The organism is Nocardia vinacea NBRC 16497, from assembly GCF_000308835.1.
Classification (GTDB): domain Bacteria; phylum Actinomycetota; class Actinomycetes; order Mycobacteriales; family Mycobacteriaceae; genus Nocardia; species Nocardia vinacea.
Genome location: NZ_BAGN01000204.1, coordinates 44,080 through 67,616 on the forward strand (window position 1 = coordinate 44,080; position 23,537 = coordinate 67,616).

Sequence of the window (23,537 nt, forward strand, 5' to 3'; positions counted from 1 at the left end):
GATAGCCACCCGAACGCGGAGCGGTCCCGCGATTCCGTATTCGGCGGGGAGTCACTCAGAGCGCTGCGAGAGCCACCGCGGCGACCCACAGCTCTCGATCAATCGGATCGTCCGGCACACCGTGATCGGCCGACCGGAATGTTTCCACGACATCGGCACCTGGGTGCTCGCGGGACGCCGACCAGAGATTGCCCCGTGCGTCGGCGGTCCGCATCACAGCCGCTTCCGCGTGGAATCCGAAACCCCACAGCGTCTTACGGGGCGCCCGCGAGAAAACCAGCGTCGCCAAATCCTGGAACGGCGGATCAGCAGACGTCGGCGCCGTGAGAACGCCGATCTGATCCGGACCCGCCAGGGTGAGGCCGAAAAAGAGGGGAGTCGAGTCCGACTGCTCGTTGGCTCCGAGCAAGGTGGCGGTCACGGTGCGGATCAGTTCGTCGGATGGGTAGAGAATCGTTCGCGGCATGCTGCTTCCCGCCTTCCGGGGATGGACCGCGCTTCCCGCACCACGGTCGTCGGCCTTGACTTCCTCGATCGCGCGTGCGCTGGTGGTGTTTCGTTTCAGGCCGAGTCCGGCGAGGCCCATTCCGCATCAGCACCAGCCCGCCCACGCGCGCTTTGGCAGCGTAGCCCACTTGTGAGGTGCGGATCCGCCACGGAGAGTGCGCATTTCGCGGCGCACATGCACGCCGTGGTCTCGACCCATAGTGAAATCCCGATCTCGAACCCCGTCCGCCTGTGGCGGCGAAAGATCGAGATCGGGCAGCTTGGTGCGCGGTGAGTTGCCGTGACTTAACTGGGGTGATCGGTAACAATGCCGCGCATGACGGTGGCGGCGAGCGGCGGATTGGCAAATCGGCGGGCTGATCAGGCGCCCAGTGCGACACCGCGCGGGACATTTCGGCCCGACATCGAGGGGTTGCGAGCAGTTGCCGTGCTGGCCGTTGTGCTCTTTCATGCGAACACGCCCGGGCTCGGGGGCGCATTCGTCGGTGTCGATGTCTTTTTCGTCATTTCCGGCTTCCTCGTCACCGGAATCCTTTGGCGGGAAGCGGCTTTCGCCGACACTGTCGGGCTGCTCCGGTTCTACGGCGCGCGGGCCCGCCGTCTACTGCCCGCGGCGGGTGTCGTGGTGGTCGCCACCGCGATCGGTACGGCGGTACTGCTGCCGCCGCTGCAGGCTTTCCAGGTCCTCGGCGATGGGATCGCCAGCGCCTTGTACGCCGGGAATTATCGGCTCGCGCTGCACGGCACCGACTACCTTGCCGGCGACACGCTTCCGTCGCCGTTTCAGCACTTCTGGTCGCTCGGCGTGGAGGAGCAGTTCTATTTGTTGTGGCCCGCGCTGATCGCAGGCACGGCCTGGTTCGCGCGACGGCGCGGAGTCGGATCGGCCGCTGTCTCCCCTTACCTGGTCGTTCTTGCGGTTGTCACCGCGCTCTCCTTCGCCCTCTCGCTGACCTGGACCCGCACGCTGCCACCGTGGGCGTTCTTCTCGCTGCCGACGCGGGCCTGGGAGCTGGGCGCAGGCGGCATGATCGCGTTGTCGGCGGGCGCGTGGTCCCGGTTGCCGAAATCGGTCGCCGCTCCTGCCGGATGGATCGGTCTGACCCTGATCGTTGCTGCGTGTACCCAGCTGAACGGGAAGACACCGTATCCGGGCACTGCGGCCCTACTGCCCGTTCTCGGTACCGCACTGGTGATCGTATCGGGTTGTGTGGAAACACGATTCGGGGTTGGTCGCGGACTGGGGGTGCCGGTGATGCGGGCGGTCGGCCGCGTGTCGTACTCCTGGTATCTGTGGCACTGGCCGGTATTACTGCTGGCGCCGTGCGTGCTCGGTCACCAACTCGGACGGAGTGGCTCGATGGGCGCGGTCATGATGGCAGGCGGACTTGCCATGCTCACGTTGTGGCTGGTCGAGAACCCGGTTCGCTTCGCTGCCCCGCTGCGAGGGTCGGCCGCACGCAGCCTCGCCTGTGGCGGCGCGATCACCGCGGTCGCCGGTGGTGTGGCACTGATGCTGCTCATGCTCATTCCCGTCCCGGTCGGCCGGGGCGCGGCCGCCGCGGCTCTCACACTCGCCACGCCGGCCGCACCGGCCACCCTCAGCGCGGTCGCGCGCGACGAGGCAGTCCGGCAGCTGACCGCACAGACGCAGGCCGCAGTCGCTGCCTCGGCCGAAATCCGCGCTGTCCCTTCGAATCTCACCCCCGCACTGGCCGACGCGCCCGGCGACAAGGCGGGCGTATTCGTCGACGGCTGCGTGCGATCGTGGCGTGACGTGGGACAGGCCGAGTGCGCCTCCGGCGATCCGGACTCGGCCACGACCGTGGCCCTGGTCGGTGATTCACACGCCGCGATGTGGCATCCGGCATTCGAGTCGATCGCCGCGCAGCGGCACTGGCGGCTGGAAACCATGGCCAAGGTCACCTGTCCGCTGCTCGGCTTGCCCATCACCAGCCCTTATCTGGGCCGGGAGTACACCGAATGCGAGCAGTGGCGTGACCAGATCCTGACCAGGTTGCGGGCCGAACGCCCCCGGCTGATCGTGGTGAGCATGTCCCGGCGCTACGGCGCCGACTTCGGCTTCGTCTCTTATGACCAGGCCTGGATCGACAGCCTGAACCGCCTGGTCGGCCAGCTGCGAGCGACCGGAGCGGCGGTCCTCGTGCTCGGGTCGATCCCCGATCCGCATACCATCGTGCCCGCGTGCCTGTCCGAACATATCGACAATGCCGCGGTATGCACACCGGCGCGGCCGGACGCCGTCGACGACGCGGGTATGGCGGCTGAGCAGGCGGCAGCTACCACCGGCGGCGGCCAGTACGCCGATCTGACCTCGCTGTTCTGTACCGCCGCCAGCTGCCCCCTCATCATCGGTGACAACCTGGTATACCGCGACGACAATCACCTCACTGTCAGTTACGCCAGAACACTCGGGCCGGTCATCGCCGCACTCGCCGACCGTGCGCTGGCCAACGGCTGAGCGGGCCGCGCAGGTCCCGGTTCACCGGCGCTTTTCGGCGGATATGTAGGACGCCTGCCGCAGCCGGTCGAGCAGTTCGGTGGGCAGGTCGGTGGGCAGGTCGGTGATCGGGCGGCCGTAGTCGGCGGCCAGGTCGAAGGGGGTGACGCGGTGGACCGACCAATCGTGCTGAGACAGCCAGTCCCCGGGATCGGCGCGGTCGTCGTCGTACCACAGGTCGCGCACGTTCAGATTGCCGAACGGGTTGCTGCCGAAGAACCTTTCCGCCAGGTCGAAGTGGTGCTGGTCCATGCCGCGGCCGAAGTCGTCGGCGGCCACACAACTGGCGGGCGCGGACAGGGCGTCGATGCGTTCGAACAATGCGTCGTGTGCCGAACCCGGCAGGAACGGCAACAGCCCCTCGGCCGACCACGCCGCCGGCCGCCCCGGATCGAAACCTGCAGCAGTGAGCGCGGCGGGCCAGTCGTCGCGCAGATCGATCGCCAGCGCGCGCCGATCGGCCGTGGCCACGGCACCGTGCTCGGCGAGCACCCGGTCCTTGAACTCCAGCACACGGGGCTGATCGATCTCGAAGACGACCGTGCCCGCGGGCCAATCCAGTCGATAGGCCCGCGCGTCGAGACCGGATGCCAGGATCACTGCCTGCCGCATACCCTGCTGCCACGCCGCAGCGAAGAACTCGTCGAAGAACTTTGTCCGAATCCCCATGAACCGGCCGAACAATCCGACCGAGCCCGCCGACGCCGGTTGGTCCAGCATCTGCAGAAAGTGCGGTTCCCCCGCCGCCTCGACGAACCACGCCGCGTAGTGGTCGTGGATCAACGGCTCGGGATCGAGCGTCTCGAGTGCGCGAAACGTGGCGACGCCCAGGGCGGTCAGGCCCACGCTCGTCACGATGTCCCAGCTGTCTCCGTCCGTTCGCATGAATATCACCCCATGGTGTCGTGTCAGCGATCAATGGCAGGTCGTTCAGCGGTCAGGTGTGGGTACGGTAATGCGGGTTCACGATGCGCTCGAGGGCCGCCAGATCCGATTGCAGGGCGTAGAAGGTGCGCAGGGCGACGGCGAACGCGATGAGCCCACCGATACAGAGGGCTACTATCGAGCCGATCACCGTGTGCTGCTGATGCGGAGTCAGGAATATCAGCCCCAACGACACGCCGATCAGCGGAACCGATGCTGCCACACCGAGATACACGCGGCTGCGCCGGATCAGCCGATGCAGCCGAGGGGCGTCGTCGGGGGAGATGTGACCGGCGGCGACCAAACCCGGGTAGTACCAGCGCAAGACGAAAAAGGTGGCCGGAAAGTACGTGTACACGACCGCCACTGCGGCCGCGACGAGGCTCGAGGCAATCAGATTCGCGAGCAGCCCGCCAGGTATCGGCCCCAGCGACAGCAGCTTCACCGCGAAGATACCCATGGCCAGGATCCATCCGATAAACGCGACTACCGCGATTCGGTCGCCGCAGGCCAGGGTGTCGGCGCGCGCCCGGGCGAGGGTGGCCTCGTCGAATTGTTTGCCCCGGCGCAGGCCGTCGGGTACCAGAAAGACGTTGCGGCACCAGTACAGCAGGCCGGCGATGGCGACCGGATAGGAGATCGCGATCACCACGTACCCGAGGTGGGTCAGCCGCCCGGCCGCCTCGGAGCCCAGTTGGAGTTGGATCAGGCGGACGTTGTGCGCCGACAGGTACAGTCCCGCCGCGACCTGGCCGAACATGCTTGCCGGAATCACCACCGGGATCGGCCGCATGCGCAGCCGTGCTCGCAGGCTGTGTGCGGGCGGGTCGACCAGGTCGCGGGCGGCCCGGTCCTGGCTCAATTCCAGCTGCTGGGCCAGTTCGGCGCCGCCGGGGTAGCGATCGGCGGGGTCGGGCGCAAGGCAGGTGAGTAGTGCATGACGCAGTAGGGCCGGGCAGTCCGGGGGCAGGTCGGCCTCCAGGTTCGCATCGCCGATCCGGCGGCGTCGATCGACCATTGCCTGCAACGATTGCTCGGATTCGCCTGCTCCGAAGCCGTCGTCGAACGGTCGCCGTCCGGTGAGTAGTTCCCACAGGACCACAGCCAGCGAGTAGAGGTCGCTGCGGGTATCGAGATCGGCGGCAGTGGTGGCCAGGGTGGGGTGGCAGGCCTCGAGTTGTTCGGGGGACATGTAGGCCAGGGAGCCGCCGAAGTAGGCGACGGGGTTCGCGCCGGGCAGGTGGCGGCTGAAGCTGATGTTGAAGTCGGCCAGTTTGGGCTGGCCGTCGGCGGTCAGCAGCACATTTGCCGGTTTGATGTCGCGGTGCAGCACACCGTGGCGATTGGCGTAATCGAGCGCGGTGGCCAGCCGGGCGCCCAACCAGGCTACGGTTTCCGGCCAGGTGAGCTGTTCCAGTTCCGCGCGCGCGGGCGAGTGCTGCGGCTCGAGCACACCGCCGCTCGTGGTGGCGGCGTCGATGGCCTGCAGCAGCAGCTTGCCGCTGCGTCGTACCGGTGGGGTGCTGTGCAGCTGCCGCAGCACGCCGAGCAGGGTGCCGCCGGGCACGTACTGCATGTACATCAGCTTGAGATGCTGTTCGGCGAGCTGACGCTGGTCGAAGACGCGGACGATGTAGTCGTGGTCGAGCTGGGCCAGCGTCTGCGGTTCGGTGCCGCGGTCGCGGGAGATCTTCACTGCCACCAGCCGGCCCATCGATCGCTGCCGGGCCAGGAATACGCGCGCGAAGGCGCCGCGGCCCAGCGGCAGCAGCAGATCGAAATCGTCGACCGAGGCGCCCGTACCGATGGCCTCGAGGGCATCGAGCGCCCTGGGGTCGGCCAGCAGCGTGCTGCGCAGACCGCCGACGTCGAAAGTCTCTGTGATGCGGGCCATTTGGGTCGGATAGTCGTGCTCGTACTCGGTGAGGTCGACGTCGTTGCGACAGCTGCGGGCACTGATCTCCTCGTAGATGAGATCCGGCGGCAATGGGGCAGTGCCCAATTCCGGGAACTGCTCGCGATAGTCGGCAAGGCGCAGCGCGTCGTCGCTGCGCTGCCACCGTTCGTGCAGATCCACTTTGATCAGCTCGATCAACGTGGTCCGCCGCAGCGCGGGCTCGACGGGCAGGTGCGCCGACAAATCGGGCGGTTCACTCGATGCTTTCCAGTCCCCGGCGAACTGGGCAACCAGAGTCGTCAACGCGGTCTGCGTTGCTGTCGCGCGGGCGACACCGGCGCCGGGTGTGCTCGCTCCGAGGTTGTGATCCATCGTCGCTCGCTTCGAAGTGGTCGAGCCCGGCCCCCGCACCGAGAGGATCGGATCCCTCCGGCGAGTAGCTGGCACTTCACCAACAGCCTTTCGCCCTTGTGTCCATTTGTCCACCCCCGACGTCATTTGGTGAACCAGGCCTCGGCCGCCCTGATTCTCGCAACCGCTTCGACCGCCAACGGTCGACCGACCGATATTCGAACCGTCGGTCTCGGCGAACCCGCGGGAAGTCGCGACGCGGACCTGCGGGCCGTTCACCTTTGTTGGCGATACGCTGGGCATTGTCGGAAGGGTGAGCAGATGGTGCCCGGTTTCGGTGCACATGCCGAGTGGATCGCACGCCGCTGATGGTCGGCGATGATCCGCCGCGGACCCAACGTGACGTGAGCATGCCCGTCGCGATGGAGTTGAGTGCGTCGGGGTTCGAGGATGCCGCGGAGATCGGCCGCGGTGGTTTCGGTGTGGTGTATCGCTGTACGCAGGTGGCGCTGGACCGCACGGTTGCGGTGAAGGTGCTGACCGATGAGCTGGACGAAGACAATCGGGAGCGGTTCTTCCGCGAGCAGCAGGCGATGGGCCGACTGACCGGGCATCCGAATATCGTCACGGTGCTGCAGGTCGGTGTCACCGCGAGCGGCCATCCGTATCTGGTGATGCCGTATCACCCGTTGGATTCGTTGGATGCGTGGGTTCGCCGGCAGGGCCGGGTGCCGGTGGAGACGGTGTTGTGGATCGGGGTGAAGATCGCGGGTGCGCTCGAGAGCGCGCATCGGCTCGGGATCGTGCATCGGGATGTGAAGCCGGGCAATATTCTGCTGACCGATTACGGGGAGCCGGCGTTGACCGATTTCGGTATCGCGCGCATGTCCGGCGGATTCCAGACGGCGACGGGCATCTTGACCGGGTCCCCGGCGTTCACCGCCCCGGAGGTGCTCGGTGGCGAGGCCGCGACACCAGCGGCGGATGTCTATGGGCTGGGTGCGACCTTGTTCTGCGCGCTGACCGGGCATGCCGCGTTCGAGCGTCGTAGCGGTGAGCAGGTGGTGGCCCAGTTTTTGCGGATCACCAGCCAGCCGGTGCCGGATCTGCGGGATAGCGGTATTCCTGATGACTTGTCGGCGGTGGTGGAATCGGCGATGAGCCGGGATCCGCAGCGGCGGCCGTCGGCGACTGGGATAGGTGAGGCCATCCGGCAGGTACAGCGCCGTCACGGATATCAGGTGGGCGAGATGGCGCTGCGGACACCGAACAGCGAGCACACGCCTGCGTCGCAGGCATGGGCTACGCCGCAGCCAACAGAGGGTCGCGGCAGCACCGGTGAGCTGCCGCTGGAGTTGACCAGTTTCGTCGACCGCCGCGCCGAGGTGGCGGAGATCAAGGCTCTGCTGTCGGTGTCGCGGTTGGTGACGTTGGCGGGGATCGGTGGTGTGGGCAAGACCCGGCTGGCGTTGCGGGCAGCGTCGAACGCTCGACGCGATTTCGCCGAAGGGGTGTGGGTGATCGAGCTGGGCGACGTGCGCGACCCGGCACTGCTGATCGGCGTCGTGGCGTCCACTCTGGGCCTGCGGGACGATTCGGCCCGACCGATGCAGCACGTGCTGGTCGAGTTCCTGGGTTCCCGGGAAGCGTTGCTCGTTGTGGACAATGGCGAGCAGGTTGTGGAGGCGTTGGCGGAGCTGGTCGAAACGTTGTTGCTGGCGTGTCCGAGTCTGCGGATTCTGGTCACCAGCCGCGAGCCGCTGGACATCGCCGGGGAAGCGGTGCTGCGGGTGCTGCCGCTGACCGTTCCAGGTGACGACGGTGCGCCGACGCTGCGGGGACTGCCCAGATACGACGCGTTGACGTTGTTCGCCGAGCGTGCCGCGGCGGTTGTGCCGGGCTTCGAACTCACCGACGACAACAAGGCCGCCGTGGCCGGTATCTGTTCCCGGCTGGACGGGTTGCCGCTGGCGATCGAACTCGCCGCGGCGCGGATGCGCGCCATGTCGCCCGAGCAGATCCTGGCGCGGCTCAGCGACCGGTACGCGCTGCTGACCCGCAGTAGTCGCACCGCGCCGAAGCGGCAACAGACGCTGCGCTGGTGCATCGACTGGAGCTACCAATTGTGCACACCGGACGAGCAGCGGCTGTGGGCCCGATTATCGGTGTTCACCGGCGGCTTCGAACTCGACGCCGCCGAACAGGTGTGCGGTGCGGACCTGGAGCTCGAGAGTTTGTTGGATGCGTTGTCCTCACTGGTAGACAAGTCGATCGTAAACCGGGAGACGCTGGAGGACGCCGTGCGCTTCCGGATGCTCGAGACGATTCGCGACTACGGTCGGGAGAAGCTGCGAGAGTCCGGCGAATACCACGATCTGCGTCGACGGCACCGCGACTGGTACGAGCGGCTGGCGCTGGATGCCGAGGCCGACTGGATCAGCGATCGGCAGCCCTACTGGATGGCCCGGCTCGACCGCGAGCAACCCAACCTTCTGGACGCGCTCGAGTTCTGCACGTCCGAGGACAGCGCGGAGTCGGGCGCGGCTGGGCTACGCATTTCGGCCGTGTTGGCTACTGTGTTCTGGGGCTTTCGGGGCCTGTGGGGGGAGGCCAGACGCTGGCTCGGCCGCGCCCTTGCCAACCCCGCCGCACGGTCGATACCCGACCGTGTCAGGGCGCTTCATGACGCCAGTAACGCAGCCGCGATGCAGCGGGACTTTCAGTCAGCAGGTGCCTTACTGGACGAAGGGCACGCACTGGCCGAACAGGATCCCATTCCCTTGAACCAGGCGCTGATCGCCAAGGCCGAGGGCACCGTGGCGCTGTATGGAAATGAACCTGCTCGCGCGATCTCCTGCCTCGAGCGTGCCGTCGAAGTGTTCCGCTCGAACCAGCGGGTACACCTCTATATCGCTACGTTGGTGTTGCTCGGTTGGGCACATGCTCTGCAGGGGGATAAACGGCGGGCGATCGAGTATCACGATCAAATTGTTTCCATCACCGAAGCGTGTGGCGAATCGTTGTTTCGCTCGGCCGCCCTGGGGGCGAAGGGCATTGCCGTATGGCAGCAGGGCGAGCGGTCCCACGCACTCCAGTTGCTGCAGGAATCGCTGCGAGTCAGCCGGTCCGCGCGCAGCCCTCTCGTCACGGCCGTCGATCTCGAGGGGCTGGCCTGGATCGCCGCCGATCGCGATGGTGAGCGCGCGGCCGTTCTGCTGGGCGCCGTGGAAAATCTGTTGCGGGCCTCCGCCGGCTTGTCGATTTTTTTCCCGGAGCTATCCAGATTTCACGACGAATGTGAGCGCACGGCGCGTCGTGCGCTCGGTGACCGAGGATTCGATGCGGCATTCCGGCGCGGCCAAGCCATGGGAATAGACGCCGCAGTCGCCTACGCACTGGGAGAGCCGATAACCGCCAGCCCGCGAGCTTCGGAACTGACATTGACCAAACGCGAGCAGCAGGTCGCAGACCTTGTGGCCCAGGGACTCACCAATAAGCAGATCGCGGCGAAACTGGTGATCTCGCAACGCACCGCGGACGGGCATGTCGAACACATCCTGAGCAAACTCGGATTCACCTCCCGCGCACAGATCGCTGCCTGGATCGTGGACCAAGGCCGGCAAGAGACTTCGTGACCGCACAGGCCAGCTGGACCCGCGCTCCTGCCGCTTGCTACCCCGTGGCGATTTTGGAGGCCTTACGCCGGGCATCATCGGCGGCGTGCATTTCGTTTGCGTACAGCAGGCCGAAGGTGAAGCCGTTCTCGCCCCCTGCTGTGCCCGCGGTCGTAGCGGTGCGCCACAGGAATCGTGAAGATACGATTCCGTCGTTGTAGTCGCCGAGTACGCTTTGAATCTTCTTGTAGTACTTGATGTTCGGCTTCGCGCGCGGGTATTTTCCCGCGGGCTCGAGTAGTTCGGCGGCGTAGCGGGCTCGTTTGGCGGCCTTGCGGGCGCGGTGCAATGACGCCTGTCGTTGGTCGTGCAGGGCGGTCGCGAGCCGGTGATCGGCTTTGCGGGCGGCTTTGCGAGCCCGCTGCACGAGTTCACGTCTGCGAAGTCGCCTGTCGAACGGCGGGTGCGATTGCCAGGCATGCAGGGTCGCGAGCAATTCCAGGTAGCGAGTCGAGTCCATGGCCTCGGTGAGTGCGTTGCGGCTGGGCACCTGTTGGGCCAGAATCGTCGCGTCGATGCGCGCGGCGACCGGGCCGAGGACGAGTTCGGGCGGCAGCTTGTGCACCTGGTCGGCCAGACGACGATGTTGGACGTGGCAGTCGCGCACATCGCCGAGCAACCCCGCATACCACTTCAATTCGTCCTCGACAGCACCGATGGCGGAGCGGTCCAACAGCTTTCCGAACACGCGCAGGGTGCTGCGCAGGCGCCGCGTCGCGACGCGGGTGTCGTGGATCGGTTCCTGGCCGCGGCGCAAAGCGACGTCACCGGCGAAGATCATGTCGATCTGCGCGGTCATGTACTCATAGATGGCGCGCTCCGCCGCAGTGTCGGTGACCGGCCCGGGCTGCGCGGGCAGCACGTGCGAGAGCTTGGAGGGGAATTCCGACCTGCGTGCGCCCGCCTCGGCGAGACTGTCCATCAGCGCCTCGGGTACAGCGTCGATCCGTGGGCCGAGTTCGACCTCGATCTCGTGCCAGGCGACGGAACTTCCCTCAGCCGGTGTCGTATCGACGATGTCGTCGTCGACTTCGACTATCAATTCGCCGTCCGGCCCGAGTACGCGGTGGCGATTCCGCAGCGTGTGAATCGTGGTGACCGCGTGCAGTGGTTTACCCAGCGCCGCGCCGATGACTACCTCGACGAACTCGGGCGGCAGTTCCTCCGAGAGCGGGGCATGCAATTCGGTGCGACCGTTCGGATGGGGAACTTTCAACTGCCAGCCGGATTCGTCGGCACCTTCCCGGCGGCGCAGGGTGAGATTGTGAGCGAGCAGATCTCGCTCGGGGGTATCGAAATAGGTGCTGGTCAATTCGACCGACGTCGTTTCGATACGACTGTCGGAGACGAGGTTGTCCAATGCCGGAAGAGAAAAGACCTCGTCGACCTCCCATTTGCTTTCACGTTCCAGTACTTCCTCCATGAATTGGGCGTTCCCGGCCCACCACACCTGAAACAGCCGACGTCGCCCTCGTCGAGACCGATCTCGTCGTGTATTCGACCGGTCTCAACCGCGCTTGCCGCCGCGCCGGACCCGTGGATGAACATCTCGATCTTGCCGCGCACGTCGGGCTCGGTGAGCATCGCCTGCCCGGTCGGCGACCGCGGCCACTGTCCTCGACCGGAACCCGTCGCTTTCGGACAACTCCCGCGCGGCGACCATCATTGCGCGGCGCGGTGCCCGGGCCTGCGTCGAACACCGGAAATCGGGGACGGTCGGGGTGATATCGCGATGCTGGAGCTGGGCGGCTTCACGGGCGAGCCGACTTCGCCGGTCCGCGAAATCTGTTGCGGCAGTTGTGCTTCGGTCTGAGAACTCGCCAGAACGTCCTGATCGAACATCCGAATAGGTTGCGGGCCAGGCTATCAGAGCCACGAGGCCGCAACCTACGGTATGGATCGTGATCCAGTTCGGTAGCCGGCGAATGTCGGTATTCCGCGTGTCGGTGTGATACAGAGGGCATACTGGGCGAGCCAAAGCTGCACCGAGGAGAGACAAGACCCGGAGGGGCCCGTCGTGACCAGTGCGATCGTCGCTCGTGTTGCCGAAGTTGCCGAACCGCGCGCCGAACTACGCCAGACCCGCGCGGCGGCAGCGGCAGTGAAAATCCAACAAACCTGGATTACCCACTGCCCCATCTGATCTCGATCTATTCATCACGACCGGGGCGGCAACGCGTCGGTCACGGCCGCCATCGTTAGTTATTGCCTGGCTGCATGTTTGATGTCGGCGGCGACGAATTCCAATCATTCTCGAGCTTTCTCAACTCGGAGGAAACGGATGAACCCATGGACTGAGCGGCTCTCGGTCAACAGAGTCGCTGTCGTGTCCGCCTCGGTCCTGATTGCAGTGGCGGCGGTCGCATCCTTTGCGTTCGCACATCATCTGGCACGGTTGGCCGGAACGCCATCGACCATCGCGTGGCTGTGGCCGATCGTGGTGGGCCTCACGGTCTTTCAGATCGCGTACTGCTACGTGATGGTCGGAACGTTGCCGTATCGGACTGGAATCATCCGACTGTACTTCGGGGTTCTCCTGCTGAGCGGTGTGGCCGCGGGCGTCCTCGGAAACGCGTTCAACGCAACGGATCCCGGCGAGCTTTCGCTGACCGCCAAAGCCATCATGGGTGCGGTTCCGCCGCTGTGTCTGCTGCTGGTGGTCCTCAACACCTCGATCTTCTTGAGCGCAACCAAACCTTGGCTGCACGGTGCGGACAATTTCTCCGGGCGTGCGGCTGCCGAAACGCCTGTCGTCGACGCGGCTGGACGTCTTCTGTCGTAGCCGTCCCGTCTTCGACTAGTTGCCTTGGGCAACTAATCTGATATGGTAGCCCCGAGCAACTATCGACGGGGTCCGCGGTGAGGTCCACTCAGCGGGCAATCCGGTGCCGCGTGCACTAGCGCCACGAGAGAGTGAGGCCTGCCTTGTCGCAGAATTTGCAGGACGCCGACCAGGTGAACTCCGCGCCGGACCTGAACAAGCACGCCGAGCCCGGCGCTCCGATGACACACCGTCAGATCATGGAAACGCTGACCGGACTGCTGACCGGCATGTTCGTCGCGATCCTGTCCTCGACCATCGTGGCGAACGCGCTGCCCACGATCATCTCCGAGCTGCATGCGGGCCAGACCGCCTACAGCTGGGTGATCACCGCGACCCTGCTCGCGATGACGGTGACCACGCCGATCTGGGGGAAACTGTCGGATCTGGTCGACAAGAAACTTCTCGTGCAGATAAGCCTGGTCATTTTCGTCGTGGGCTCGATCATCGCGGGTCTGGCTGCCAACGCGGGACAGCTGATCGCGGCGCGGACGATTCAGGGAGTCGGCGCAGGCGGCATGACGGCGCTGACCCAGACCATCATGGCGGTCATGGTCTCGCCCCGCGAACGCGGTCGCTACGGCGGTTACATGAGCGGTCTCTTCGCCGTCGGCACCGTCGTGGGACCGCTCGTGGGCGGTGCCATTGTGGATACTTCCTGGCTGGGCTGGCGGTGGTGCTTCTTCATCGGCATCCCGATCGCGGCGGTCGCATTGGTCGTACTCCAGAAGACGATGCATCTGCCGATGGTCAAACGGCAGACGTCAGTGGACTGGCTCGGAGCGCTGCTCGTGGCCGCCGCCACCTCGTTGCTGCTGATCTGGATCTCGTTCGCCGGCGACAAGTACGCCTGGTTGTCGTGGCAGACCGGCGTGATGATCGGTGGCACAGTGGTTTTGGTCGCGCTGTTGCTGCTGACGGAGTCGAAGACGAGCGAGCCGATCATCCCGCTGTACCTGTTCGGCAATCGCACCATCGTGCTGGCCGTCGTGGGGTCCTTGGTCGCGGGTGTGGCCATGTACGCCGGCACCACCTTCCTCAGCCAGTACTTTCAACTCGCCCGGGATGCGTCACCGACCGCGGCAGGCCTGCTCACCCTGCCGATGATCTTCGGCCTGGCCATCGTGTCGATCGTGTCGGGGCGGCTGATCTCCCGGACCGGTCGCTGGAAGTTGGTCCTGGTCATCGGCAGTGTGCTCATGGTGGTCGGTGTCACCTCATTGGGCACCGCCCGCGCCGACACACCCTACGGACTGCTGGCCGTCTACATGTTCTGCGTCGGCGCCGGAGTCGGCATGACCATGCAGAACTTGGTACTCGCCGTACAGAATCAAGTGCGCATCCACGAGATCGGCGCGGCCAGCGCGACTGTCGCGTTCATGCGATCGCTCGGCGGCGCGATCGGTGTTGCCGCACTGGGTGCGGTCATGGCGAACAGCATCACCCACTACACCGAAACGGGTTTGGCCCGGCTGGGAATCCCCGGCAGTGGCGTTCATTCGGGTAGCAGCCTGCCGAGCTTGTCCGCGCTGTCGGCCCCGGTCCGCTCGGTAGTGGAAGACGCCTATGGACACGGCGTCGCTGATGCTTTCCTCTGCACCGCGCCGCTGGCGGTGGTCGCGCTGATCGCTGTCCTGTTCATCCGAGAGGTCCCGCTGCGCACCACAGTTGCCCCGGACCCCGTAGCCGAAACGGCTGGGTCGCGGACCGAGGGTAAAGTCGGCACTCCTGAGTAACCCGTATGCTTCACGCGGTGCTGTGGAGGTGGGTAAGACGGTGAACGATACGATCGACGAGATCGAGGAGCAGCTCATTGTGGCGCTGCGGCGCAGCCGCAGGACCTCGTTCGAGTCCGCGGAACGCGTCCATCCCGGTCTCGAACCCGCCGCCTACGCCTTCCTCATGCGGCTCGACGCCATCGGCCCCAGCCGTCCCAGCGACCTGGCCGGCTACTTCCGTATCGGGAAAGCCACTACCGGACGCCAACTTTCGGCACTCGAGGAACTCGGACTGATCGACCGGCAACCCGATCCGGACGACGGTCGCGCCCAGCTACTCGCACTGACCGCGCTCGGCAAAGAGCGGTTGGACGCGACCCGTGCCGCCCGCCGCCGAGTGCTGCACGATCGACTGTCGAGCTGGCCTGAATCCGACCTGGCAACACTCGCCGAACTCCTGCACCGCCTCAATGCCGAATTCGGCGACTGAGACCGGCACCCGCTTCGGTCCGCACCGCGGCGTGTCGCCGGGTGACGAACCAACCGACAGCGCCCGCGACCGGAAGCATGATGCCGCCGTAAACCCCTGCGGGCACACTTATTTCGGTGCTGTCGAGAACGCTGATGGCGATGGTGATGGCGATGGCACTGTTGTGGATACCGATCTCCATCGAGCAGGCTATCGCCTGGCGGATGTCGACGCCGAGCCATCGGGGGACGAAGTAGCCCACAGTCAAGCTGAGCAGGCAGAAGACAAAGGTGACCGCGCCGACGTCGAGGAGATATCCCGGCAGGTCAGCGGCACCGCTGATCACGCTTGCGGTGATGACGAGTACTAGGGTCAGCGCCGAGCCGATGCGCACCGGCCGGTTCATCCGATCGGCGAAGTCGGTGGATAGCCGCCGCACCAGCATGCCGACGATGACCGGGATCAGGATCATCGCGAACACCTGGATCACCTTGCCGAACTGCAAGCCCAGTCCGCTCGCACCGGCTTCGGGTTCGAAGTAGTCGATCGCGAAGTTCGTGATCAAGGGTGCGGTGACGACCGCGATGATCGAATTGACGGCCGTGAGGGATACGTTGAGTGCGACATCGCCGCCGAACAGGTGACTGAGCAGGTTGGCCGTGGTACCGCCCGGCGACGACGCGAGCAGCAGCATGCCGACGGCGAGGGTTGGCGGTAGATCGAAGAGCAGGACCAGCCCGAACGCGATTGCCGGCAGCACGAGCAATTGACACGCCAGCGCGATAGCGACCGTCCTGGGTTGGCGCGCGATCCGGGTGAAATCGTCGACGCTGAGCGAAAGTCCCAGTCCGAACATGATCACGGCCAAAGCCAGTGGCAGAGCCAATGATACGAGCGGTGAGTTCACCGGCGTTCCTTCGTCGCGTTGGAGTGGACGCGGAAACGGTATCCGGCCGGGGCGGTGAGGTGGTCTGGTCCTTCCGCTCAGCGAGAAGGGCCGGTCAGGTGATGATGCGCAAGGGGTGTTCGAGGAGTTCGGTCAACTGCTGGAGGAACCGTGCGGCGGTTGCGCCGTCGATTGCGCGGTGGTCGGCGGAGAGGGTGACGCGCAGGATACTGCGGGTGACGACCTGGGAGTTGTCGAGGCGTAGTTCGTCTTTGGCCGCGCCGACGGCGAGGATGGCGGATTCTGGCGGGTTGATGACGGCGGTGAATTGTTCGATGCCGAACATGCCGAGGTTGGAGATGGTGAAGGTGCCGCCGCTCATTTCGTCGGCGCGGAGTTTGCGGTCGCGGGCGCGTTCGGCTTTGTCGCGGGTTTCGGTGGCGATTTCGGAGACGCTCTTGCGGTCGGCGTCGCGGACGACCGGGACGAGGAGCCCAGCGGGGGTGGCGACGGCGATGCCGAGGTGAATTCCGCGGTGCCGCAGGAGTTTGTCGTCGGCGATGGAGACGTTGACGGCGGGGTCGGTGCGCAGTGCGGTGGCGACCGCTTTGACGAGCAGGTCGTTGACGCTGACCTTGGTTTTGCCTGCTTGTTCGAGGGTGCGATTGATCTCGGCGCGGAAGGCCAGCAGGTCGGTGACGTCGATTGCACTGGTCAAGTAGATGTGCGGGGCCTGCTGTTTGCTCTCGGTGAGGCGTTTGGCCGAGACCTGCTGGATGGTGCTGAGCGGGATCTCGTCGTAGTCACCTGAGGGGGTCACGGATGCTACCGGCGGCGCAGTGGGAGTGGATTCGACAGCGCGGTAAGCGGATTCGACATCGTTGCGAGTGACCCGTCCGCCGGGGCCGGTGCCGGTTACGGTGGCGAGGTCGACGTCGAGTTCGCGGGCGATCTTGCGGGCCAGTGGTGAGGATTTCTTGTGAGTTCCGGTCTCCGTGGCCGCGGAAACAGTTCCCGATGTGTCGATCGGATTATGCTGTGTACCAACACTTCCCGGCGGATCGGCCGCCTGGCCCTTCGCCGTATCACTCGATGCCGCACCACTTTCGGCGGCAGCGGCGTTCGGTCCGGCAGAGCCGGCCGCTGCGGCCCCGGTTCCGTCGCCGATCAGCGCGATTGTATTGCCGATCGGGACGCGCGAGCCCGGTTCGAACAGAATCTGTTCGAGGATGCCGTCCTCGTAGGCTTCGAGTTCCATGAGGGCTTTGTCGGTTTCGATTTCGGCGAGGATATCGCCGCGGCTGATCTTGTCGCCGACCTGTTTGAGCCAGGCGACGACGACGCCTTCCTCCATGGTGTCGGACAGGCGGGGCATGATGATGTCGGGCATGTGAAGTCCTCTCAGCGGCGTCGGCCGACGGCCGCGAGTGTTTCCGCGGCGGCGGTGTAAAGGGATTCGGCGGACGGCAGCGCGATCTGCTCGAGAGTTTTGGCGTAGGGCAGCGGCACTTCCGCGGCGGCGACTCGGCGGACCGGAGCGTCGAGGTAGTCGAAGGCGCCATCGGAGATGGAGGCAGCGATTTCCGCGCCGATGCCGTAGGTGAGCCAGTCGTCTTCGGCGACCACCGCGCAGCCGGTCTTGCGTACCGAGCTGACAATGGTGTCGCGGTCCAAGGGGCGCAGGCTGCGCAGGTCGATGACCTCGGCCGAGATCCCCTCGGTGGCCAGGCGTTCGGCGACCTGGGTGGCGATCGTCGCCATGCGCGAGTAGCCGATGAGGGTGATGTCGGTGCCCGGACGCGTGATCGCTGCCTTGCCGATCGGGACGGGCGGAAGATCCTCGGGCACTTCGCCTTTGGTGTTGTAGAGGGCGAGGTTCTCCAGGAACAGCACCGGGTCGTCGTCCTCGATCGCGGCGCGCAGCAGTGCCCGCGCGTCGGCCGGAGTGCTGGGGGCGACAACCTTCAGTCCGGGCACGAACGCGTAATACAGCTCGATGTTCTGCGAGTGGGTGGCACCCAGTTGCTGGCCGCCGCCACCGGGAGTGCGGATGACCATCGGCACGCTGGTCTGTCCGCCGAACATGCCGTAGATCTTGGCGGCGTGGTTGACGATCTGGTCCAGCGCCAGCAGCGAGAAGTTGATCGTCATGAGTTCCACGACGGGGCGCAGGCCGAGCATCGCGGCGCCGATGGCCGCGCCGACGAATCCCTCTTCGGCGATCGGGGTATCGCGCACCCGTTTCTCACCGAATTCGGCGAGCAGTCCGGCGGTGATCTTGTAGGAGCCTTCGAAGATGCCGATCTCTTCCCCGATGAGCAGGACGTCGTCATCGCGACGCATCTCCTCGCGCAGGGTTTCGCGCAGCGCTTCGCGATAGGTCATGACAGGCACGGTGGTGTCCTCAGCGGTTGCGGGAAGTGTTTTCAGAACAGCGGATCGGCCGGCAGCCTTCGGGATTCACCGGCTACCGGGGTGGCATAGGTGTAGTCGAACAGGCTGGTGGGCTCCGGGTGTGGGCTGGCGTCGGCGAAGGCCACGGCGGCATCGACTCCTTCGCGCACCTCGGCTTCGATGACGGCGACGGTGTCCTTGTCGAGGACACCGGCGGCGATCAGCTCGCGCTCTAGCCGCGCGACCGGATCGGATTCGTGTGCGATCGAAACCGCTTCGGCGCTGCGGTATTTCGCGGGGTCGACCACCGAATGCCCCTTGAGTCGGTGGCTGACGGCCTCGAGCAGGGCTGGTTTTCCCTCCCGGCGGGCGGCCTCCACCAGCTCGGAGGCGATATCCCGCACCGCGAGTACGTCCGTCCCATCGACTCGTTCGCCGCGCATCCGGTACGCGCTGGCGCGTTTGTACAGGTCGGGTTCGGCGGAGGACTGTTCGACGGTGGTGCCCATGCCGGTCTGGTTGTTGATCACCACGAATACCACGGGCAGATGCCACAGTGCCGCGATATTCAGCGATTCGTGGAATGCCCCGATATTGGTTGTGCCGTCACCCATTTGGCAGACCACCACATCGTCGCCGCCACGGTAGTCGATAGCCAGTGCGGCGCCGACGGCCAATGGCAATTGGCCGCCCACGATGCCGTAGCCGCCGAGCAGTCGGGTCGCGGTGTCGAACATATGCATCGAGCCGCCCCACCCCTTCGAGGTGCCGGTGGATCGGCCGTAGAGTTCGGCCATCACCCGGCCGGGTTCGATGCCTTTGGCGATCGCGTAGCCATGTTCGCGGTAGTTGGTGAACAGGTAGTCGGTCGGGCGCATCGCCGCGGCGAGCCCGACGACGGTGGCTTCCTCGCCGAGGTTGAGATGGCAGTAGCCGCCGATCTTGGCCTGGGTGTAGCCCTGCGCGGTGCGCTCTTCGAAGCGGCGCACGAACAGCATGTCGCGGAAGTAGCCCCGCAAGGTGTCGGGATCGGTACCGGCGAATGCCTTACGGGCCGCGGCCTTCGACATGGTTTTACGGGGTGCGGTGGTCGTGGTCACGGTGGCTCCTCAGCGTTTGCGCGGCGCGATGTGTACGGGCAGTCCCAGGCCGGCCAGCGCCGCCTCCATGCCGATCTCGCCGAGGGTCGGGTGGGCGTGGATGGTGCCTGCCAGCTCGTCGAGCGTCGCCTCGAGTGAAATCGCCAGTGCGCCTTCGGTGATCAGGTCGCTGGCCGAGGGGCCGATGATGTGCACGCCGAGGACTTCCTGATGCTGTTGCCCGGCAACGATTTTCACGAATCCTTCGGTCTCGCCGAAGGTTTTGGCTCGACCCAGGGCCGCGAACGGGAAGCGCGCGGTGATCACCTCGTGCCCGGCGGCGCGGGCGGCGGGTTCGGTGAGTCCGACGCTGGCGATCTCCGGATGGGTGAAGGTGGCGGCGGGGATCACCGTGTAATCGATATGGGCCGGATGCCCGGCGATCACGTCGGCGGCGGTGAGGCCTTGATGGGAGGCGACGTGGGCGAGCAGCGCCCGACCGGTGACGTCGCCGATGGCGTACACGTGTGCGGTACCGGTACGCAACTGCTCGTCGACGGTGATGAATCCCCGGTCGTCGGTGGCGATGGCGGCAATGTCCAAGCCGAGGTCGGCGGTGTTGGGACGCCGCCCGACACCGACCAGTACCACGTCGGCATCGAGCTCGCGCGCCCGCGGGCCGTCGACGGTCACTCGCAGTGCCTGATTCGACTCTTGTGCAATGGATTTCACCGTTGACCCGGTGAGCACCGAAATGCCGCGCTTGCTGAAGGAGCGGCCCAGCGCGGACCCGATATCGGTGTCCTCCGCGGGAACGAGCCGGTCCTGCATTTCGACGATCGTGACCTCGGCGCCGAAGGTGGCGAACAGGCTGGCCCATTCGGCGCCGACCGCACTGCCGCCGATGATCACCAGCCGCTTCGGCACCTCGGTCAACCCGAACGCGCCGTCGGAGGTGATCACCCCGGGCAGGTCGGCGCCGGGAATCGGCAGCCGAGCGGGCACCGAGCCGGTCGCGATGATCACATCGCGCGCACTGACCTGCCGGATCGGCGTGGTCGGGGCGGCGGCGTAGCGCGGGCCCTGCGGGCCGACGGGGGAGGGACCCACCTCGTGCACCTCGACGGTGGTGGGATCGATGAAGCGGGCATGGCCCTCGATGACCGTCACTCCGTTGGCCGCGAGCAAACCCGCGACACCGTCGGTGAGTTCCTTGACGATGCCGTCCTTGCGCTGGCGCACAGCGGCGAAGTCGTAGCGCACGTTCTCGGCATAGACACCGAAATCCGCTGCGGTGCTGAGGGTCTGGAAAACCTCCGCGGATCGCAGCATGGCCTTGGTTGGAATGCAGCCCCAATTCAGGCAGACCCCGCCCGGCCGTTCCTTCTCCACCAGGGCGACCGTCAAGCCGTGCTGGGCCGCGCGGATGGCGGCGACATAGCCGCCGGGGCCGCCGCCGACCACCAGAAGATCGAAGTCCGGCACTCGTGGTGCTCCTCGTCTCGAACGATTTCGACTCGGCACTGGTATGGCGCGAGTCATCATCGACGAGTCTCGTCACCACCAATCGCACAAACAATCACTCCGAAGCCCAGGAAATCGGTCTCGAAAATGGGCGCTGCGCCCAATTCCATGGGTGCCTATCGGTACTTCGACTCGCCGAGTTGGAGTGCCGCGAGTGCCAGGGACAGCTCCAGGTAGGAGCGTTGCCCCTCGAGCCGACGATCGAGCAGCGTCGAGATACGTTGCAGCCGGTTGATCACGGTATTGCGGTGGCAATGCAGACGCGGCGCGGCATTGGCCGCCGAGCAGTTCTCCGCCAGCCACACCGCAAGGGTCTGCAGCAGTGAGTCGCGCTCTTTGACCGGAAGCGCCAGCACCGGGCCGAGGGTTCGGGTGACCAGCAGTTCGGTCAGGTCGGGGGAGCGGACCAGCAGCGCCTCCGGATAGCGCTCGTCCAAGGCGACCAATCCCGTTGCCTCCCAGGGCATTGTCTGCATCGCTACGAGAGCCAGTGCATGTGCGGTATCGACATCCGCGAGTCCCGCGACAGCGGGCGAAACACCGGCCAGTCCGCGTATCTGGGGACGAAGATGAGCCAGTACGGTCGCGCTGTCGTGACGGGCCAGTGAAACGAGCCCGATCGTGGCATCCACCCGGTCATGCCATACCGAGCGAATCCCCAACGCGCCCAACGCGGCCTCGGCGCCCGTGCGCAGCGGCCGTCCCTCACCGCCGCGGACCGCGACCACCAGATACGCACCTTGGACGGGCAGATTCAGCTCGCGCGCCACCCGCGCGGCGAAGGTCGCATCATGAGCACGCCCGGCGAGCAGATCCTCGATCAGCGCATGCCTGCGTCGTTCGTCGCGGCGCACCTGTTCGAGTTCGGCATTGCGATAGGAGGTGACCAACGACGAGGACAACCCATCGATCACCGTCCACATCGCGGTACCGGCTTCGCGGACTTCTCTCGCGTCGATCGCGTCGGCCCTGTCCAGCAACGCCTCCCACACGATCCCGCCGCCGAGCCGGAATGTGCGCAACATCGCCTCCAACGGCACCGCTTGTGCTGCGCGATGCCTGCCGATCGCAGCGGCCACATCATCGTGTTCGGGATCGGTCGCCGCCCCGCCGAGCAGATCCAAAATCCGGGTCAGATATTGCCGACAGCCTTCCCGTAACTCCTCGCGCGGCACCGAGGTGTAATCAGTCCACTCCGGGTTATCGGTGAAAATCGCCGACAGCAATCGCCGGGTCAGCACGGGAATCTCCGCCCGGCAGGCCGCGGCCAACTTCCGCGTACCCGCTGTGGCGACCGGATGCTGGGGTGTAGCCATACCAGTCGACGCTACTCAGTGCCGTTGCGGCGTCGATATGCGACACCGTCCCAATAGATTTCGTTGACGGGTTCAGGGGTGGGTGGTTGTCTCGTCGGCGAGGCGTTGCAGGTAGGCGGCGGATTGGCGGTGGTCGCGTTCGTGCCAGGACGTGGTTGGTTGATCGAAGCATCGGCGTTGCCAGTCGCAGGATCCGGCGAGCAGGTCTCGACCGTTGTCGGTGAGTTTCAAGACCACTCGTCGCCGGTCATGGGCGGAGTCGACGCGGGTGAGGTAACCGGCCGCGACGGCATCGCGGACCATGCGGCTGGCGCCGGAGTGATCCAGGCCGAGTTGATCGGCGACGGTCGAGACGGTGGCTTGGTCGGAATCCGCAGCCCGGCCGTGACTGCTTCGACGACCTGGATGTGCTGGACCTGGCTCAGGTCGTGGTCGGGGGCTGCCGCGGTGTCGGTCAGGGGCTGCACCGATTGTCGAAATGGCCTGCTGTCGATTACGGTTCCGGCCCCGGGAACGGCTGGGATCGGGAGATCAACCACCTCGCTGGCGGGCGAGGGGTATATGTTCGCGACCCCGACGGCCACAGCTACGAACTGTTCACGGCTGTTCCCTGAACCTCGAAGTCCGACCGCTTTTCGCCAGCCGCAGCCATGGACCTATCCGGTAACCAGGAATACGCTGAAGTTTGCCAAATGTTCTGCGTCCCGATCTACCCCACTCTGGGGCGTCGTATCTCGGACGCCCGGGCTTCGCTGATGCGTTTGGGTGTCGAGGCGAGCAAGGAGTGAGCCGTGAAAGGTGGAGGAAGAATTGCCATAGGGGTGGGGATTGGGTACGTGCTCGGGCGCACGCGCAAGATGCGGTTCGCGTTGGCGCTGGCGGGGGCGGCGATGTCGAGGCGGTCGTCGGGAATGCCTGCGGAACTGCTCGAGCGGGGCACATCGTTGCTCAAATCGTCGCAGGAGCTGACCCAGATCACCGATACCGTCAAGGGTGAGTTGGTGGGCGCTGTGCGGTCCGCCGCGGTCACCGCGGCCAGCAACCGCATCGACGCGCTCAACGCCCGGTTGCAGCAGCGCGCGGAACCCGAGGCACTGGAGGACCGAGGCGAGTCGCGGGAGCCGGATTCGGCCGAGGACGCACGGCCCGAGGACGAGTTGGCCGAAGAAGAAGCCGCTGAGGAAGAACCGGCCGAGGACGACGAAGGCGGCGAGGACGAGTACGACGAGGACGATTCCGACCGAGCCCGAGCCGAGGAGGACGAGGACGCCGAGCGGACCAGCGCGCGGCCGCGGGCACGCCGGACGCGTACGGCCGGGCGAAGGACGGGCACCCGGACCACGGACCGTGCGCCCAGCTCCGCCGAGCGTAAGACACCCTCGGCGCGCCGACGCCGTAGTCGTGTCGATGCCGACGAAGCCGACGAAGCGCCCGTGCGACGCACGAGGAGATGAAA

18 protein-coding genes are annotated in these 23,537 nt (G+C 65.9%); 7 read left to right on the plus strand and 11 right to left on the minus strand.

The features are described 5' to 3' along the window. Positions 1-55: 55 nt before the first annotated feature. The gene (locus tag ON44_RS28850) at positions 56-466 is read right to left on the minus strand and encodes a hypothetical protein (protein ID WP_157187343.1); all 411 of its coding nucleotides are present in this window, start codon (positions 464-466) and stop codon (positions 56-58) included. A 357-nt stretch (positions 467-823) separates the two neighbouring features. Between ON44_RS28850 and ON44_RS28855 the strand changes: the two genes are divergently transcribed. Beyond that, complete coding sequence (locus ON44_RS28855; RefSeq protein WP_040695620.1) at positions 824-2,989, plus strand: acyltransferase family protein; 2,166 nt, start codon at positions 824-826, stop codon at positions 2,987-2,989. A 21-nt stretch (positions 2,990-3,010) separates the two neighbouring features. Here the strand turns inward: ON44_RS28855 and ON44_RS28860 are convergent, their stop codons facing one another. Next, positions 3,011-3,913, minus strand: a complete 903-nt coding sequence (locus tag ON44_RS28860) for a class I SAM-dependent methyltransferase (protein ID WP_040695664.1) — start codon at positions 3,911-3,913, stop codon at positions 3,011-3,013. A 52-nt stretch (positions 3,914-3,965) separates the two neighbouring features. Beyond that, a complete protein-coding gene (locus ON44_RS28865) occupies positions 3,966-6,221 on the minus strand; it encodes a serine/threonine-protein kinase (protein WP_051182554.1) in 2,256 nt (751 codons plus the stop codon). 329 nt (positions 6,222-6,550) lie between these two features. On the opposite strand from ON44_RS28865, the gene ON44_RS28875 reads away from it, so the two are divergent. Beyond that, a complete protein-coding gene (locus ON44_RS28875) occupies positions 6,551-9,835 on the plus strand; it encodes a protein kinase domain-containing protein (RefSeq protein ID WP_306306528.1) in 3,285 nt (1,094 codons plus the stop codon). Between the two features lie 37 nt (positions 9,836-9,872). Here the strand turns inward: ON44_RS28875 and ON44_RS28880 are convergent, their stop codons facing one another. Next, entirely contained in the window at positions 9,873-11,297 is a 1,425-nt protein-coding gene (locus tag ON44_RS28880) for a CYTH and CHAD domain-containing protein (RefSeq protein WP_040695668.1), read from the minus strand. Between the two features lie 594 nt (positions 11,298-11,891). Here ON44_RS28880 and ON44_RS53525 point away from each other — a divergent pair. From ON44_RS53525 to ON44_RS28900, 4 genes are all read left to right on the plus strand, one after another. Beyond that, positions 11,892-12,017, plus strand: a complete 126-nt coding sequence (locus ON44_RS53525) for a hypothetical protein (RefSeq protein ID WP_281005303.1) — start codon at positions 11,892-11,894, stop codon at positions 12,015-12,017. Between the two features lie 183 nt (positions 12,018-12,200). After that, complete coding sequence (locus ON44_RS28890) at positions 12,201-12,656, plus strand: hypothetical protein (protein ID WP_040695627.1); 456 nt, start codon at positions 12,201-12,203, stop codon at positions 12,654-12,656. A gap of 143 nt (positions 12,657-12,799) precedes the next feature. Next, positions 12,800-14,431 carry an MDR family MFS transporter gene (locus ON44_RS28895; RefSeq protein WP_245567373.1) on the plus strand — a complete coding sequence of 544 codons (1,632 nt, stop codon included), beginning with the start codon at positions 12,800-12,802 and terminating at the stop codon, positions 14,429-14,431. A gap of 40 nt (positions 14,432-14,471) precedes the next feature. Next, entirely contained in the window at positions 14,472-14,903 is a 432-nt protein-coding gene (locus tag ON44_RS28900; RefSeq protein WP_040695671.1) for a MarR family winged helix-turn-helix transcriptional regulator, read from the plus strand. Here ON44_RS28900 and ON44_RS28905 read toward each other — a convergent pair. From ON44_RS28905 to ON44_RS53790, 7 genes are all read right to left on the minus strand, one after another. After that, positions 14,881-15,789, minus strand: a complete 909-nt coding sequence (locus ON44_RS28905; protein WP_040695628.1) for a bile acid:sodium symporter family protein — start codon at positions 15,787-15,789, stop codon at positions 14,881-14,883. The two genes, ON44_RS28900 and ON44_RS28905, sit on opposite strands and share 23 nt — an antisense overlap. A gap of 94 nt (positions 15,790-15,883) precedes the next feature. Then, positions 15,884-17,158, minus strand: coding sequence for a dihydrolipoamide acetyltransferase family protein (locus tag ON44_RS28910; RefSeq protein ID WP_174415154.1), 1,275 nt, complete (start codon positions 17,156-17,158; stop codon positions 15,884-15,886). A gap of 11 nt (positions 17,159-17,169) precedes the next feature. After that, positions 17,170-18,153 (minus strand): alpha-ketoacid dehydrogenase subunit beta, encoded by a 984-nt coding sequence (locus tag ON44_RS28915; RefSeq protein ID WP_218007650.1) that lies wholly within the window; start codon positions 18,151-18,153, stop codon positions 17,170-17,172. 41 nt (positions 18,154-18,194) lie between these two features. Beyond that, a complete protein-coding gene (pdhA, locus tag ON44_RS28920; protein ID WP_245567374.1) occupies positions 18,195-19,262 on the minus strand; it encodes a pyruvate dehydrogenase (acetyl-transferring) E1 component subunit alpha in 1,068 nt (355 codons plus the stop codon). 9 nt (positions 19,263-19,271) lie between these two features. Further along, positions 19,272-20,726, minus strand: a complete 1,455-nt coding sequence (gene lpdA / locus ON44_RS28925; RefSeq protein WP_040695633.1) for a dihydrolipoyl dehydrogenase — start codon at positions 20,724-20,726, stop codon at positions 19,272-19,274. Positions 20,727-20,881: 155 nt separating this feature from the next. Continuing rightward, entirely contained in the window at positions 20,882-22,081 is a 1,200-nt protein-coding gene (locus ON44_RS28930; protein ID WP_040695635.1) for a PucR family transcriptional regulator, read from the minus strand. 72 nt (positions 22,082-22,153) lie between these two features. Continuing rightward, complete coding sequence (locus tag ON44_RS53790; protein WP_218007652.1) at positions 22,154-22,561, minus strand: MarR family winged helix-turn-helix transcriptional regulator; 408 nt, start codon at positions 22,559-22,561, stop codon at positions 22,154-22,156. 356 nt (positions 22,562-22,917) lie between these two features. On the opposite strand from ON44_RS53790, the gene ON44_RS28945 reads away from it, so the two are divergent. Then, complete coding sequence (locus ON44_RS28945) at positions 22,918-23,535, plus strand: hypothetical protein (protein WP_245567375.1); 618 nt, start codon at positions 22,918-22,920, stop codon at positions 23,533-23,535. Positions 23,536-23,537 lie beyond the last annotated feature (2 nt).